This window comes from Flavobacterium sp., from assembly GCF_044360715.1.
Taxonomy (GTDB): Bacteria; Bacteroidota; Bacteroidia; order Flavobacteriales; family Flavobacteriaceae; genus Flavobacterium.
The window spans coordinates 1-16,393 of record NZ_JBIKJY010000034.1; the positions used below are offsets into that span (position 1 = coordinate 1).

Below are 16,393 nucleotides of genomic sequence, written 5' to 3' on the forward strand. Positions count from 1 at the left end.
TAATTTTATTAAATAAATAATATGTTTACAAATTTCAATTTTCAAGAAATATTATTCTAACAAAATTCATTTAAAATGTTATTTTTACTACTTTTGAAGAAAATTTGACACCTACAACTTATGATTTTTGATAGACAAGATATTAGCAACGAAACGTTACTTACTTTATATAAAAAATTAGTTAAACCCCGACTAATTGAGGAAAAAATGCTCATTTTGTTACGACAAGGAAAAGTATCTAAATGGTTTTCAGGTATCGGACAAGAAGCTATTTCTGTAGGAATTACGTGTGCTTTAGATTCAGACGAATACATTTTGCCAATGCATAGAAATTTAGGCGTATTTACCTCGCGTGATATTCCTTTACATAGATTGTTTTCGCAATGGCAAGGAAAAAAAACGGGATTTACAAAAGGTAGAGATAGAAGTTTTCATTTCGGAACTCAAGAATATAAAATTATTGGAATGATTTCGCATTTGGGTCCGCAATTAGGTGTGGCTGATGGAATTGCCTTAGCGAATAAATTAAGACAAAATGGTAAAGTAACTGCTGTTTTTACTGGTGAAGGCGCTACTTCTGAAGGTGATTTTCACGAAGCGTTAAATATTGCCGCGGTATGGGACTTACCTGTGTTATTTGTTATTGAAAATAATGGTTATGGACTTTCAACGCCAACCAATGAGCAATACCGTTGTGAAAACTTAGCTGATAAAGGCGTAGGATATGGTATGGAAAGTTTTGTTATTGATGGGAACAATATTTTAGACGTATATACTAAAATTTCAGAATTAAAAGCTTCAATGATTGCTAATCCTCGTCCTGTCTTGTTAGAGTTTAAAACCTTCAGAATGCGTGGGCACGAAGAGGCAAGTGGTACTAAATATGTGCCTCAAGAATTAATGGATATTTGGGCTGAAAAAGATCCAATCGAAAATTATAGAAAGTATTTAATAGCTACTGATGTGTTATCTGAAAATGAGGATAATCAAATTCGTGAAACAATTAAAGCTGAAATAGATGAACATTGGGCGATTACTCAAACTGCAGAAGAAGTAGTGGCTAATTTAGAAGAAGAATTAAACGATGTTTATGCACCTTATATTCATCAAGAAATCAACCCATCGGAAGTAACCGAAAACATTCGATTTATTGATGCCATTTCACAATCGTTACGACAATCGATGCAACGTTACCCGGAATTAATAATTATGGGTCAAGATGTTGCAGAGTATGGTGGTGCGTTTAAAATTACAGATGGTTTTGTTGCTGAATTTGGAAAAGAACGTGTGCGAAATACACCTATTTGTGAAAGTGCCGTAGTGTCTACAGGAATGGGCTTGTCTATAAATGGATGCAAAGCTATTGTAGAAATGCAATTTGCCGATTTCGTTTCAACAGGATTTAATCCGATTGTCAATTTATTAGCCAAACAACATTACCGTTGGAATGAGAAAGCCGATGTAGTGTTACGAATGCCTTGTGGTGGCGGTACGCAAGCAGGGCCTTTTCATTCGCAAACCAATGAAGCGTGGTTTACCAAAACACCAGGTTTAAAAGTAGTATATCCAGCATTTCCATACGATGTAAAAGGTTTGCTAAATACAGCAATTAACGATCCGAATCCGGTTTTGTTTTTTGAACACAAACAATTATATAGAAGTATTCATCAAGACGTGCCAACTGATTATTATACGATTCCTTTTGGTAAGGCGGCTTTATTAAAAGAAGGTAAGGATGTTACTGTTATTTCATTTGGTGCAGGCGTGCATTGGGCTTTGGAAACTTTAGCTAAAAATCCTGAAATTTCTGCAGATGTTATAGATTTACGAACCTTGCAACCTTTGGATTTAGATACGATTTTTGATTCAGTTAAGAAAACTGGAAAATGTATTATACTGCAAGAAGATACCTTATTTGGTGGAATTTCAAGTGATATTTCAGCTTTAATAATGGAGAACTGTTTCGAATATTTAGACGCACCTGTAAGACGTGTAGGAAGTTTAGAAACCCCAATTCCGTTTGTGAAGGCTATTGAAGATCAATATTTACCAAAAACTCGTTTTGAAATAGCTTTAAAAGAAGTTTTAGCATTTTAATAAAATATAGTACATTTGAAAAATGTAAAAGCGTACTTGTTACGCTTTTTTTATGCTTTATATAATTATTTCTACTATTTATTAGTGGAAATGAAAAAATAATATAAAAAAAACACGAATTCTATTTTATTATATTGCTAATTTAGTATATTTATGCAAAATTTATATATATGGAGATTTTAGCCTGTCCAAAATGTCAAAATAATCAGATCGTAAAGAGCGGAATTGTTAAAAATAGACAACGTTATTTGTGTAAACCGTGTAATTATTTTTTCAGCGTCAATAAATTAGGTAAAAAAATTGACGATTATTACGTTACGAAAGCCTTACAATTATACCTCGAAGGATTAAGTTTTAGAGAGATCGAACGCATTATCGGTGTGTCTCACGTTTCAATTAGCAATTGGGTTAAAGAATTTAAAATTAAAAAACCTGAAAATTCTAATTATCATCCTACTTATAAAATTTTTAATCATTTAGAATTGGTAGAATTTCTTAAAAATAAAGAAATATTATCCGGTGCTGGAATGATAATTACCGAACTTGGTGATAAGTTTATGCTAATTAAATGGGAACGTTTTAAAGATTAACTATACTGCTTTACAATTATATATATTAAAATTTTTTTGTTTTACTATTTTTTAGAATTTGGCACCACTAATCAAATACTAACTATATTAAATTATGAAAAAAATTTTATTAACAGCCGCGCTTCTCATCACGGCTTTATCGTTTGGTCAAGGATCAACCGATTATGGTGGAGGTATAAAGTTTAATCTTAATCCAGAGGGAACGAAGTACATGCGATTTATTACTTGGAATCAAGTCTGGATGCGTGCTTCACAAATGAATCCTGGAACGATGATTGGGGATCAAGGTGTCTCTACTCAAGAAGACATAGGTTTACGAAGATTACGTATACTTGCTTATACCCAAATATCTCCTCGTTATATGATTGTAACACATGTGGGTATAAATAACCAAACATTTATTAATGGTGGTGCTTCAGGATCTGCTGGCACAGGTGGATATGGAGCTGGTAAAAAACCTGGCTTGTTTTTTCATGATGCATGGAATGAATATGCTGTTGTACTTCCTAAAGAAGGAAAACCATTTAGTTTATCATTAGGAGGTGGATTACACTATTATATGGGTTTATCAAGAATGACAATGTCATCAACCTTAAATTACTTAACTATAGACGCACCAATATTCAATTGGCCTTTGATAGAAAATTCAGATCAATTTGCAAGACAAATTGGTGTTTTTGCTAAAGGTAAATATAATAAATTTGAATACAGATTTAGTTTAAACAAGCCTTTTGCTACAAATCAAACTGTTGCTAATGTTACTCAAGCTGAAAATGCAATTGCTGTAGATAACAATAATAATGCAAAATGGTCAAAAGCAGGATATGTTGAATATCAGGTATTTGATAAAGAGTCGAATTTTCTTCCTTTCAAGGTTGGATCGTATCTTGGGACTAAAAAAATGTTAAACTTTGGTGCAGGTTTTTACACTACGCCTAGTGGTACAAAAACTTCAGTAAATGGAATTACAGATAGACATACTATAGGTTTATTTGCAGGAGATGTATTCGTTGATTTACCAGTTGGTCAGAAAGACAAGAAGATGGCTGTAACGGCTTATAGTGTTTATTATGATTACAATTTTGGACCTAATTATTTAAGAAATATTGGAATTATGAATGAAGGAGTTGCAGATGCAAGCTTTACAGGTAGTAGAAGTTTGGCTGGACCTGGAAATCTTCAACCAATGGTAGGAACTGGAAATATATGGTACACTCAAGCAGGTTTTTTATTACCTAATAAATCAGACAAACCAAAGGTTAGAATTCAACCATTTGCAGCTTACACGTACAAGAATTTTGAAGCTTTAGGTAAAGCAAGTAATCAATTTGATTTTGGAACCAACTTGTTTTTAGATGGTCATCATGCTAAATTAACGGCTCAATATTCAAACAGACCTATTTACATTACTAAAGACAATATTGATTCGTATAAAGGAGAATTTTTATTACAATTACAAATATATTTATAAAATTTAAAACTGATTAACATGAGCGATAAAAAGACAACAGGAATTTGGAAAGTGATTTCCGCTTCCTCAATGGGCACAATGATTGAATGGTATGATTTCTATATCTTTGGAAGTTTAGCTACGTTACTTTCTACAAAATTTTTCCCACCAGATAATCCAACTGCGGCATTCTTATCTACGTTAGCAACATTTGCTGCAGGATTTGTGGTGCGTCCATTCGGAGCGTTATTTTTTGGAAGATTAGGTGATTTAATTGGACGTAAATATACGTTCATGGTGACACTTTTATTAATGGGTGGAGCTACTTTCTTAATTGGTTGTGTGCCTTCTTATGAAACAATCGGATTTTTTGCACCTTTATTAGTGCTTATTTTAAGATTATTACAAGGTTTAGCTTTAGGTGGAGAATATGGTGGTGCTGCCACTTATGTTGCAGAGCATTCGCCAACAGACCGAAGAGGTTTCTTTACATCTTGGATTCAAACTACAGCTACATTAGGATTATTTATATCTTTAATTGTAATTTACATCACAAGACACTCTTTGTCTAAAGAAGACTTTGTTGATTGGGGTTGGAGAATTCCGTTTTGGGTTTCTATCTTAATGATTTTGATCTCTTACGTGATTAGAAAAAACATGCATGAATCTCCAGTATTTACTAAAGTAAAAGAAGAAGGTAAGGTTTCTACAAATCCATTAAAAGAAAGTTTTGGAAACAAATTAAACTTCAAATTTGTATTGTTAGCTTTATTTGGAGCTACAATGGGTCAAGGTGTGGTTTGGTACACAGGTCAGTTTTACGCCATGAGTTTCATTGAAAAAACAATGAGTATTGATAAAGATATTGCCGATAACATTATGTTGGTTTCATTAGCATTAGGAACACCTTTCTTTGTATTATTTGGATGGTTATCTGATAAAATGAGTAGAAAATGGATTATGATGGCAGGTATGTTAATTGCTATATTTGCTTACCGTCCAATTTATACTTCAATGTATGAATCTGCAAGTGAAAAATCAATGAAAGCGAATGGTAACACATTAGTTTTGGATAGCTGTAAAGTAATTGGAGCACCATTAGCAGAAATTAAAACAGCTGCAGACAAAAAAGATCCAACAGTTAAGAATACAAAAATTCTTATTGCTACAAAATCAGATTCATTGTATAATACAGGAGCAAAATTCCATTATACTACAATTGATACCGTTTATGCTGCAAAAGCAATAGAATTTGATGCAAAAGCAAATGCTAAAAATGAAGTTTGGATTAAATTTAATACTACTAAAGATTCTGTTGTAACTGTAAATACTATTAAACTTAAAAACAGTTTAAAACCAGATGAAAAACCTGCAAAAGTTGATACATTAGCTGTTGTAGAATTAAAATCGTTCACAGAAGGTTCAGGTGCTAAATGTCATCCAGCAGGTGTAAGTTTAAAACATGGAACAGAAGTATCTAAAAACATTACAGATGATATTAAATGGCATTTAATTTGGATGGTTTTCATTCAAGTATTATTTGTAACCATGGTTTACGGACCTATTGCAGCATTCTTAGTTGAAATGTTCCCAGCAAAAATTAGATATACTTCTATGAGTTTACCTTACCACGTAGGAAACGGTATCTTTGGTGGATTGTTACCAGCAGTAGCTACTTTCTTAGCGTTAAATGCGAAGAAAGCAAATGACATTGCAAAAGAAGCAGGTGATGCATTACCATTTGACAAACCGTATTTAGAAGGACTTTGGTATCCAATTATTGTAGCAGGTGTTTGTTTGATTATCGGAGTGATTTATTTAAAATCTAACGATAAAAACGCACACGATTAATAACTTTAAAAACATAACAAAATGAATAAAATAAAAAGAATTTTAGGGATTGTATGGATAGCTATAGGTGCTGTTGCAGTATATTACTTATTCATCAATCAGGCGTTAGGTATGTGGAAAGAAGGCGGAGAAAAATTAGTTCCTGCCATAATATATACTTTTGTATTATGTCCGCTTATTGCGTATGGATTATTTACTTTCGGTAAATATTGCTTATCAGGTGAATACGATAACTAATCGGATCTACTTAATTTTAATAATAAATGTTAAAAACCATCTCTATTTTTAGGGATGGTTTTTTTAATTGTAAAATATTACATCTAAATATTTGACTAATTTCAAATTAATCTGTATTTTTAAAACTTTAAATAATGCCAAAACATGAAAAAAAGACACCAACAAAAATTAGTAATTGTTTCGATGGTATTACTCATTTGTCTCAATATGCCAATTATTTTATTGTTTGATTCTTCTAAAAGTATATTTGGATTTCCAAGTAGTTATATTTTTATTTTTTCTACTTGGCTGCTTTCTATATTAATTTCATTAGTTATAATGATTCGTTACAATGAATAGTGTTTTTTTACTTATTATACTATCCCTTTATTTGGCCATTTTGTTTTATATCGCACATTGGGCAGAAAAAAACAATGATAGCAAATGGACAAACAATCCGTATGTTTATTCTTTGTCTTTAGCCGTTTATTGTACTGCCTGGACGTATTATGGTAGTGTTGGAGTAGCGGCAGATAATGGATTGAGTTTTTTGCCAATTTACTTAGGACCCATTATTATTGCGCCATCTTGGATTTTAATTCTTAAAAAAATTATTCGAATTTCCCGTGTTAATAAAATTGCAAGTATTGCCGATTTTATATCATTACGCTATGGAAATAGTCGTTTCTTGGGGGCTATTGTAACTGTAATATGTTTAACCGGTATCATTCCTTATATTTCTTTGCAGTTAAAAGCCATCACAGAAACCTTTCATGTGGTTTCAAACACACCTGTGAATTCTTATATTTTTGATGACATTACTACTTATGTGGCTATTGCTTTGGCTTTATTTGCTTCCTATTATGGGACGCGTTATGCAGATGCTTCGGTAAAAAGAAAAGGAATTGTAACTGCCGTTGCAATGGAAAGCATACTAAAATTAGTATTTTTTGTAATTATTGGGGTGTATGTTACCTTTTTCGTATTTGATGGTTTTGATGATATTTATCAAAAAGCCAGTTTGTTAAAAGATTTTCAAGCAAAAAATACAATTGGAGGATTACCTCAAGCCATTAATTGGTTTTTACTTTGTCTGCTTTCTATGTTTGCCATCTTTTTATTGCCGCGACAATTTCATGTTTCTGTAGTAGAAAACAATCGCGAAGGTCACGTAAATACTGCTGTTTGGTTATTTCCTTTGTATTTATTACTGTTCAATATTTTTGTATATCCAATTGCTTGGGGTGGTAATATTTTATTTGATGGACAAGAAGTAAATTCCGATACCTATTCCTTATTAATTCCTCAATTGTTTGACAATAAAATATTAACTGTTTTGGTGTTCCTTGGCGGATTTTCTGCTGCCATTTCAATGATAGTGGTTTCGTCTATTGGATTATCAACAATGGTAACTAACAATATTTTAATTCCGTATAGTTTACTTGGAAAGTTAAAAAATGCCGAAACCATTAGTAGTAAAAGCATTTTAAATAGTCGAAGAATTAGTATTTTCTTGCTAATTATTCTTTCGTATTTTATTTATAGATTTTTTGGTTTAAATTATAATTTAGTTTCTATTGGTTTAGTAGCATTTGTAATCATTTCACAATTGGCTCCTGCATTTTTTGGCGCTTTGTTTTGGAGAAGAGGCTCAAGATTAGGCGCTATTTATGGAATTTTAATTGGGTTTATTATTTGTATATTTACGTTATTAATTCCGTATAGCATTGGTGCTTCAAATAGTGAAAGTACTTTTATTACAGATGGTTTTTTAAATATAGAACTTCTAAAACCGTTTCAATTATTTGGTTTGGATTATTTAGATCCGATTCCGCATGCTTTGTTTTGGAGTTTATTGTTTAATTGGGTGACTTATTTTGCTATTTCTGTGAGTTTTAAAGGAAATTATCGCGAACGTAATTATGCCGAAATGTTTGTAGATATAAATAAATACAGTTCCAATCATGAAAATGCATTTATTTGGAAAGGAACGGCTTATCGTAATGATATCGAAAAGGTTTTGGTTCGATTTTTAGGTGAAGAACGTACCAAACGAGCCATGAATATTTTTAATATCAAATACAACGTAGACCAAGATGTAGAATTAGCAGATGCGCGATTAATTAAATTTTCAGAAAACTTACTCACAGGTCATATCGGAACGGCTTCTGCCAGAATTTTAATTTCTAGCGTAGTAAAAGAAGAAAAAATTTCGCTTCCTGAAGTATTAAAAATTTTAGAAGAATCGAAAGAAAATATCATTGTCAACAAAAAACTGACTGAAACCTCTAATGAACTTAAGATTATTACGGCTAAACTTCAAGATGCCAATGCTTCATTAATTAGGAAAGACCTACAGAAAGATGAATTTTTGGATACTGTTACACACGAATTAAGAACGCCAATTACCGCTATTAGAGCCGCAAGCGAAATTTTACACGATGATGATGAAATCCCAGATGAATTAAAAAAACAGTTTTTACAAAATATTATTTCTGAATCTGATAGATTGAACCGATTAATTGATAAAATTCTTGATTTAGAAAAATTTGAAACTGGAAAGCAAATTATTCATCCTACAAAGAACAATTTAGTAAAAACGATTGAAAAATCTATAGAATCATTACAGCAACTCATTAAAAACAAACACATTGCAATACATATTGAGAGCAAACAAGTGGTGAATGCATTTTATGATGAAGATAGAATTATTCAAGTAATTACCAATTTAGTATCCAATGCCATTAAATTTTGTCCAGAAACAAATGGCTTAATTACGATTCAAATTAAGGAAAAGAATAATTTTATTCATACTTTCGTGCAAGACAACGGAAAAGGAATACATCCAAATGATTTTGTTGCTATTTTTGATAAATTTTATCAGTCCACCAATCAAAATATAAAAAAACCAGTTGGAAGTGGTTTAGGATTAGCGATTTGTAAACAAATTATGGAATATCATAAAGGTAAAATATGGGCAGAGCAAAACGCTAAAGGTGCTAGCATTGTATTTACATTACCAAAAAATAATCCTATTGAAAATATATAATATGAAAAAAATATTAATTGTAGATGACGAACCCAATATCGTAATGTCATTAGAATATACATTTAAGAAAAATGATTTTGAAGTTTTTATTGCTCGAGATGGAATAGAAGCGTTAGAAATTGTAAAGTCTAATTTTCCAGATGTCATCATTTTAGATGTTATGATGCCGCTAGTAGATGGTTATGCTACCTTAGAACATATTAGAAAAGACAGCAATTTATCGCATACAAAAGTCATCTTTTTATCGGCTAAAAACAAAGCAAGCGATATTGAAAAAGGTATGACATTAGGTGCCGATGCGTATTTAACAAAGCCCTTTTCTATTAAAAAAGTAGTGGAACAAGTACTTGAATTACTTAATTAAAATCATAAAAAATAAAAAGGCAAAACCAGTTTTTGTCTTTTTTTGCGATTAATAAATATATACTTATTTAGCAACATTATTTCAATTGGTGTATTTTAATTTAGTATTTTTACTTTGATAAAACAGAACAAATTAACAGAAATAATGACGTATCAAGAATTATATAACCATAGTATTCAATCTCCTGAGAAATTTTGGTCAGAACAAGTAAATGCCATAAAATGGTTTAAAATACCAACTACAATTTTATCTAAAGATCATAATGAATATCCACTTTGGTTTGCAGATGGAGAATTAAACGCTTGTTATTTAGCATTAGACAAACACATTGAAGATGGATTTGGAGATAATGTAGCTATTATTTATGATTCGCCAGTAACCCAAACTGTTAAGAAGTATACATATAATGAAGTAAAGACAGAAGTGGCCAAATTAGCAGGCGGTATGTTGTCTTTAGGCTTGAAAAAGGGTAACACGGCAGTTATTTATATGCCAATGATTCCTCAGGCTGCCTTTGCAATGTTAGCTTGTGCACGAATAGGAGTAATTCATTCCGTGGTTTTTGGTGGTTTCGCGCCACACGAATTGGCAATACGAATAGATGATTGCAAACCAAAAATTGTAATTACAGCATCTTCTGGAATAGAAATAGACCGCTTAATTGCCTATAAACCTTTAGTAGATGAAGCCATTGCATTAGCCTCGCATAAGCCAAAAAAAGTAATTATTTTAAACAGAAAATTAGGCGCAAGAATACCATTTAAAAAATACGATGTTGATTATGATGCTTTAGTATATGGTTCAGAAGAAGTACCTTGTGTACCAATAGAAGCGACTCATCCGTTATATATTTTATACACGTCCGGAACAACAGGAAAGCCAAAAGGAATTGTCAGAGATACAGGAGGTTACGCTACTGCACTTAAATACTCAATGGAACATATTTATGGTGCTAAACCAGATGAAGTTTTTTGGGCAGCTTCCGATGTGGGTTGGGTGGTAGGACATAGTTATATTGTTTACGGCCCCTTATTAAATAGAAATACAACAATCATTTTTGAAGGAAAACCTATTCGTACTCCAGATGCAAGTACGTTTTGGCGTGTAATTGAAGAGCATAAAGTAAATGTAATGTTTACAGCGCCAACTGCAATTAGAGCCATCAAAAAAGAAGATCCAAATGGAGACTTCATTAAAAAATACGATTTATCAAGTTTAAAAACCCAGTTTTTAGCAGGTGAACGCTGTGATGTGGCTACTTTAGAATGGTATCAAGCGCATATTCCAGTACCGGCAATTGACCATTGGTGGCAAACAGAATCCGGTTGGCCAATGATTGCTAATATGATGGGTGTAGAGTTTTTACCTATAAAGCCAGGTTCGGCAGGAAAAGCCGTTACGGGTTATAATATTCAAATCTTTAACGAAGAAGGCGAAGAAATGGCTGCAAACGAAGAAGGATATGTTGTAATAAAATTACCATTACCTCCAGGAACGATGATGGATTTATGGAATGAAAATGCTCGATTTAAAGAAGGATATTTAGAAAAATTTCCAGGTAATTATTTTTCTGGCGATGGCGGATTTAAAGATAAAGACGGATATATATTCATTACGGGCAGGGTAGATGATGTTATTAATGTAGCGGGTCATCGACTTTCTACAGCCGAAATGGAAGAAATTGTGTCTTCACATCATTCCGTTGCAGAATGTGCAGTTATTGGAATAAATGACGAATTAAAAGGGCAAGTTCCTTTGGCATTAGTGGTAAACAAACTTGGAGAAAATATTGAACATTTTCAATTGCAACACGAAGTAGTTCAGTTGGTTCGAGAGCAAATAGGTGCTGTAGCTTCTTTGCGAGACGTTGTAATTGTGCCTCGCCTTCCAAAAACCAGATCGGGTAAAATTTTACGTAAGCTTTTACGAAGTATAGCCGATGGTGAAAATATTCAAATCCCATCAACTATTGATGATGAAGCTATAATTGACGAAGTTAGAACCGAATTTATAAAAGCAAAAATAGGTTCATTTAGATAAAAGTATATCGAACGAAAGTTAGCTATACCTATTTAGCAAATTATTTCTTTTCCGTAGGAATAGATTTATTATATTTACATTACGAAACAAAAAACCAAACGAATAATGAGTTATTATAAAATTACTGATTTAGAAAATTATTTTAAAATGTACAAAAAATCAGTACGCGAACCAAGAAAATTTTGGGATCGTATTGCTGATGAAAACTTTACTTGGTATCAAAAATGGGATAAAGTTTTTGATGTTGATATGCAAGAAGCCAATTTCAAATGGTTTTTAAATGCGAAAGTAAATATTACTAAAAACTGTATCGATAGGCATTTAGCCAAACGTGGCGATAAAACGGCGATAATTTTTGAACCAAACGATCCAAAAGAAGCCGCGTTACATATATCATATAAAGAATTATATGAGCGCGTTTCTAAAATGGCAAATGTATTACGTGAACAAGGCATAAAAAAAGGCGATAGAGTTTGTATTTATTTACCAATGATTCCAGAATTAGCTGTTGCTGTATTAGCGTGCGCGCGAATTGGAGCCATTCACTCGGTAGTATTTGCTGGTTTTTCAGCTTCAGCTGTAGCGGCAAGAATTAACGATTCTGAATGTAAAATGGTAATTACATCTGATGGCGGATTTAGAGGTAATAAATCGGTTGATTTAAAGGGAATCGTAGATGAAGCATTAGAAAAATGTCCTTGTGTAGAAAAAGTATTAGTAGCTAAACGAACAAATACGGCTGTAAATATGAAAGATGGTCGTGACATTTGGTTACAACCACTTTTAGATGCTGCTTTAGGAAACAATTTTGCTGAAATTATGGATGCCGAAGATCCGTTGTTTATTTTATATACTTCAGGTTCTACTGGAAAACCTAAAGGAATGTTACATACCACTGCGGGTTATATGGTATATACTGCATACACCTTTAAAAACGTTTTCAATTACGAAGAAAATGATGTGTTCTGGTGTACCGCTGATATTGGTTGGATAACAGGACACTCTTATATTTTATATGGTCCGTTATTAAACGGAGCTACTACAGTACTTTTCGAAGGCGTACCTTCATATCCAGATTTTAGTCGTTTTTGGGAAGTAATTGAAAAACATCAAGTCAATCAATTTTACACGGCTCCAACTGCCATTCGTGCTTTAGCCAAAGAAAATTTAGATTATGTTCAAAAATTCCCATTAAGTTCTTTAAAAGTTATTGGATCTGTTGGAGAACCAATTAACGAAGAGGCTTGGCATTGGTATAACGACCACGTAGGAGGGAAGCGATGCCCATTAGTAGACACTTGGTGGCAAACGGAAACAGGTGGAATTATGATTTCTCCTATTCCTTTCGTAACGCCTACAAAACCAACGTATGCATCTTTACCTTTACCAGGAATTCAACCGGTTTTAATGGATGAATTAAGAAACGAAATTGAAGGCAACCAAGTAACTGGTAGTCTATGTATAAAATTCCCATGGCCGTCAATGGCAAGAACCATTTGGGGCGATCACCAGCGTTATAAAGAAACCTATTTTACAGCATTCCCAGGTAAATATTTCACTGGAGACGGTGCTTTACGCGATGAAGTTGGATATTACCGAATTACAGGTAGAGTAGATGATGTAATTATTGTTTCTGGGCATAATTTAGGAACCGCTCCTATTGAAGATTCTATAAATGAGCATCCAGCCGTAGCAGAAAGTGCTATTGTAGGTTTTCCTCACGATATTAAAGGAAATGCGTTATATGGTTTTGTTATTTTGAAAGAAACAGGAGAAACCAGAAATCAAGATAATTTAAGAAAAGAAATCAATCAACTTATTTCTGACCAAGTGGGACCTATTGCAAAATTAGACAAAATTCAGTTTGTATCTGGTTTACCAAAAACTCGTTCTGGAAAAATTATGAGACGTATTTTAAGAAAAATTGCTGAAGGTGATTTCTCTAATTTCGGAGACATTTCTACGTTGTTAAACCCTGAAATTGTTGAAGAAATTAAAAACGAAAAGTTATAATTCTTCAATTTTATATAATAAAAGAGGCACAATATAGTGCCTCTTTTTTATTTATTATAAGATGCTTGATGTTATTTAATTCCCAATTTACTTTTCAATTTCAAAAATAAAATAGCTATCGAATAGGCGTCATCTGCCACAGAATTTCTTTCACTGATAGAAATATTTAGAAATTTACTCATTTCTTCCATTGCATATTTTTTTTCATTGGTATCTGATAATTTATTAAACATAGCTTCAATGTCGTATGCCTCATTTTTAAGTTTTCCTAATTTAAGTCGACTTAACATTTGGTTTAGCATTTCGATATCAAAATCTATTCGATGCCCAATAAATATTGAATTTCCAAGATATTCGATTAAGGTTTCAATCGCCACTTCTTCAGAAACTTTTTCTACTTTACTCACCGTAATAAATTCGTTATCTAAACTAATATCTAATGGAGTAGTGTGCTTAATGTAAATTTCAAAAGAGTCTTTCAAAATAATTCTGTTTTCAACTATAGATGTTGCTGCGATAGACATAATTACATCTTTTTCTGTATCTAAACCAGAAGTTTCCATACTAATAACAACAAATTTAGTAGCTGGACTTTTAAAAGATTCAGTATATTTTTTCCAATATTCAGGATATTCTTTATGAAATAATTTTGATAACATATATTTTATGAAAATTGGGTTAATTTATATTTTGATTTAATTAAATCTGTAACATCTTCAATTTCTAATAAGGCTTTTTTCATTTCCTCTTTATCAATTTTAGACAGTTTTTTTGGGTCGATAAAAGCGCCGTCATTATCATTTATAATACCTTCTTGGGCTCTTAATTCTTGTAATTTTATGTAGTTTTCAGCAAAATCCAAGTATTTTTCAGCGTTTTTGGTATCAATTATAGCCATTTGCTTAAAGCGTAAATAGGTATTGTTAATTCCTTTTAAGTTATTACTTAAAGCAAAAATTCGTGCCGCATCAATATAAAATTGTAACCCTTTTTCTTTTAAATTAAATAGTTCTTTATGTTTTCCGTTTTCTTCAACAGCAAATTTTTTGAAAAAAGTCAAAGCAGGAGGAAGTTTAAGTAATTGATTACCAATATAATCAAAAAATAAAGTATTATTGGCTAAACTCTGATGTATGGCAATTTCTAATGAATCCTTAATTTTTGTTTCACCATAAATGTATTCAAAATCAAAGAAAATACCATTAAAGTCGGACATATTTTCACCTGGAGATTTAATGCAATTCGTATAAATTGACGTAAAATCAGACAACGATTTACACCATTTTATATTGCTGGCTAAATGTTCATTAGGACAAGGTTTATAACCTAAATTCTGCATATTTAATATGACTAATTTTGCCAATTGAACAAAGTAAAATTTCACATCACGGTGTTTGTCTGCTGCAACATTTTCGAATACAATTAAATTATCCTGATCACTTAAAACCAATTGTTCTTTTCTGGCCTGACTTCCTAAAGATAGCCAAACAAAACGAGCAGGAGGTGAGCCAATTTTTTCAATTGATAATTTTATACATTGCTGAATAATCGCGTGTAAAACACCACCAACAGTATTGTTAATATGAAATATAGGAATATTTTTTGTGAATGAATTCTGAATTACAAACAAATATTTAGAATGCACGTATTTTAGTTCCTCAAAATTTTTCGAATTTCGAATTTCATCAATCAAAACCCCTGGATTATTTGACTGCGATTTAATAATATCGCGTTCCGAAATAATACCTTTTATACGCGTATTTTCTGTACCATCTTCAGTAACACATAAATAGCTGGTTTCGTTTTTTAGAAGCAATAATTGCGCTTCTGCTACAGAAATGGTTTCTTCTACAATAGCTACATTTTGTTGCATAATTGAGCTGCAATCGGCATCAAAATTAATCGCACCGAAAGCCACTTTTTTTCTGAAATCGGCATCCGTAATTAAGCCATTTATTCTGGCGTTATTCGTAACAATTGCATAGGATTTGTTCGCATCCATCATTTTCTTCGCCACAGTCGAAATACTGGTATGAGTAGGAATTACAAGTGGATTTTTATCATAATCCAATTCTTGAAAATAAGAAAAATCAGTTAATTCTGTTTCCGAACTGGCTTCAGAAATCGCTTTTAAATTTTGATAATTTTCACCGTTTGATTTTGTCTGTTCAGAGAAACTCTCTAAAAAGTAATCCATTACACCAGCATATTTAGCTAAAAGTGGTTTAAATAAAACAATAGGAATCGCATACACTACAGCATCTTCATTTGCAATAGAATTTAAAGAATAATTATTTTTTGCAAAAAACGGACGTAATCCAAAAATAGAACCTACATAACATTTAGAAATTAAAGTTTCTTGTGCATCAATTATTTTTGTCAAATGAATAATTCCAGAATGTACAATATAAAAATTCTGATGCAATTCGTCATTAATTTTAAATAATCGTTTCGATTTTTCTAAATAGATAATTTCACTCTGCGAGGCAATTTCTAACAAGTCGCCATAAGCTACTGTTTTAAATGGATCGTATAGCTTTAAAAAATCTACAATGTTTTCTGCAAAAGTATTCTTCATAATAGGAGTAGTAAATACACATCAAAATTAAACAAATAAATCAATTCTTACTAACGTATTCTTAAATATTCTATTTTACATAATGTATATTATAATTCATTAATATTATTTAATATTATCTTAAATTAGATGATTATTGCTAAAC

Annotated in this window: 11 protein-coding genes; 9 read left to right on the forward strand and 2 right to left on the reverse strand. The window is 31.8% G+C overall.

Annotated elements, in window-relative coordinates; translation table 11 throughout:
* Positions 1 to 120: 120 nt before the first annotated feature.
* The 9 genes from ACIQ16_RS09580 to acs all read left to right on the forward strand — a co-directional run bounded on the left by ACIQ16_RS09580 (position 121) and on the right by acs (position 13,670).
* Positions 121 to 2,097, forward strand: coding sequence for a thiamine pyrophosphate-dependent enzyme (locus ACIQ16_RS09580; RefSeq protein ID WP_396150979.1), 1,977 nt, complete (start codon positions 121 to 123; stop codon positions 2,095 to 2,097).
* 170 nt (positions 2,098 to 2,267) lie between these two features.
* Positions 2,268 to 2,687, forward strand: coding sequence for a hypothetical protein (locus ACIQ16_RS09585; protein ID WP_396150981.1), 420 nt, complete (start codon positions 2,268 to 2,270; stop codon positions 2,685 to 2,687).
* A gap of 94 nt (positions 2,688 to 2,781) precedes the next feature.
* Positions 2,782 to 4,158, forward strand: a complete 1,377-nt coding sequence (locus ACIQ16_RS09590) for a porin (RefSeq protein ID WP_396150983.1) — start codon at positions 2,782 to 2,784, stop codon at positions 4,156 to 4,158.
* 18 nt (positions 4,159 to 4,176) lie between these two features.
* Positions 4,177 to 5,988, forward strand: a complete 1,812-nt coding sequence (locus ACIQ16_RS09595; RefSeq protein WP_396150985.1) for an MFS transporter — start codon at positions 4,177 to 4,179, stop codon at positions 5,986 to 5,988.
* A 21-nt stretch (positions 5,989 to 6,009) separates the two neighbouring features.
* Positions 6,010 to 6,225 carry a DUF6814 family protein gene (locus tag ACIQ16_RS09600; RefSeq protein WP_291242863.1) on the forward strand — a complete coding sequence of 72 codons (216 nt, stop codon included), beginning with the start codon at positions 6,010 to 6,012 and terminating at the stop codon, positions 6,223 to 6,225.
* Positions 6,226 to 6,556: 331 nt separating this feature from the next.
* Complete coding sequence (locus ACIQ16_RS09605; protein ID WP_396150987.1) at positions 6,557 to 9,253, forward strand: ATP-binding protein; 2,697 nt, start codon at positions 6,557 to 6,559, stop codon at positions 9,251 to 9,253.
* Between the two features lies 1 nt (position 9,254).
* Positions 9,255 to 9,617 carry a response regulator transcription factor gene (locus ACIQ16_RS09610; RefSeq protein WP_396150989.1) on the forward strand — a complete coding sequence of 121 codons (363 nt, stop codon included), beginning with the start codon at positions 9,255 to 9,257 and terminating at the stop codon, positions 9,615 to 9,617.
* Between the two features lie 117 nt (positions 9,618 to 9,734).
* Positions 9,735 to 11,657, forward strand: coding sequence for an acetate--CoA ligase (locus tag ACIQ16_RS09615; RefSeq protein ID WP_396150997.1), 1,923 nt, complete (start codon positions 9,735 to 9,737; stop codon positions 11,655 to 11,657).
* 105 nt (positions 11,658 to 11,762) lie between these two features.
* A complete protein-coding gene (gene acs, locus ACIQ16_RS09620; protein ID WP_396150991.1) occupies positions 11,763 to 13,670 on the forward strand; it encodes an acetate--CoA ligase in 1,908 nt (635 codons plus the stop codon).
* A 71-nt stretch (positions 13,671 to 13,741) separates the two neighbouring features.
* On the opposite strand, the gene ACIQ16_RS09625 is transcribed toward acs, so the two are convergent.
* Both ACIQ16_RS09625 and ACIQ16_RS09630 read right to left on the reverse strand, forming a co-directional pair.
* A complete protein-coding gene (locus ACIQ16_RS09625; RefSeq protein ID WP_396150993.1) occupies positions 13,742 to 14,329 on the reverse strand; it encodes a PolC-type DNA polymerase III in 588 nt (195 codons plus the stop codon).
* A 5-nt stretch (positions 14,330 to 14,334) separates the two neighbouring features.
* On the reverse strand, positions 14,335 to 16,248 hold the full coding sequence (locus ACIQ16_RS09630; RefSeq protein WP_396150995.1) for a DUF294 nucleotidyltransferase-like domain-containing protein: 1,914 nt from the start codon (positions 16,246 to 16,248) through the stop codon (positions 14,335 to 14,337).
* Between the last annotated feature and the right edge of the window lie 145 nt (positions 16,249 to 16,393).

Bases quoted from the DNA above. Each gene is read 5' to 3' on its own strand.
- ACIQ16_RS09580 (WP_396150979.1), top strand. From the start codon at position 121: ATGATTTTTGATAGACAAGATATTAGCAACGAAACGTTACTTACTTTA.
- ACIQ16_RS09585 (WP_396150981.1), top strand. From the start codon at position 2,268: ATGGAGATTTTAGCCTGTCCAAAATGTCAAAATAATCAGATCGTAAAG.
- ACIQ16_RS09590 (WP_396150983.1), top strand. From the start codon at position 2,782: ATGAAAAAAATTTTATTAACAGCCGCGCTTCTCATCACGGCTTTATCG.
- ACIQ16_RS09595 (WP_396150985.1), top strand. From the start codon at position 4,177: ATGAGCGATAAAAAGACAACAGGAATTTGGAAAGTGATTTCCGCTTCC.
- ACIQ16_RS09600 (WP_291242863.1), top strand. From the start codon at position 6,010: ATGAATAAAATAAAAAGAATTTTAGGGATTGTATGGATAGCTATAGGT.
- ACIQ16_RS09605 (WP_396150987.1), top strand. From the start codon at position 6,557: ATGAATAGTGTTTTTTTACTTATTATACTATCCCTTTATTTGGCCATT.
- ACIQ16_RS09610 (WP_396150989.1), top strand. From the start codon at position 9,255: ATGAAAAAAATATTAATTGTAGATGACGAACCCAATATCGTAATGTCA.
- acs (WP_396150991.1), top strand. From the start codon at position 11,763: ATGAGTTATTATAAAATTACTGATTTAGAAAATTATTTTAAAATGTAC.
- ACIQ16_RS09625 (WP_396150993.1), bottom strand. From the start codon at position 14,329: ATGTTATCAAAATTATTTCATAAAGAATATCCTGAATATTGGAAAAAA.
- ACIQ16_RS09630 (WP_396150995.1), bottom strand. From the start codon at position 16,248: ATGAAGAATACTTTTGCAGAAAACATTGTAGATTTTTTAAAGCTATAC.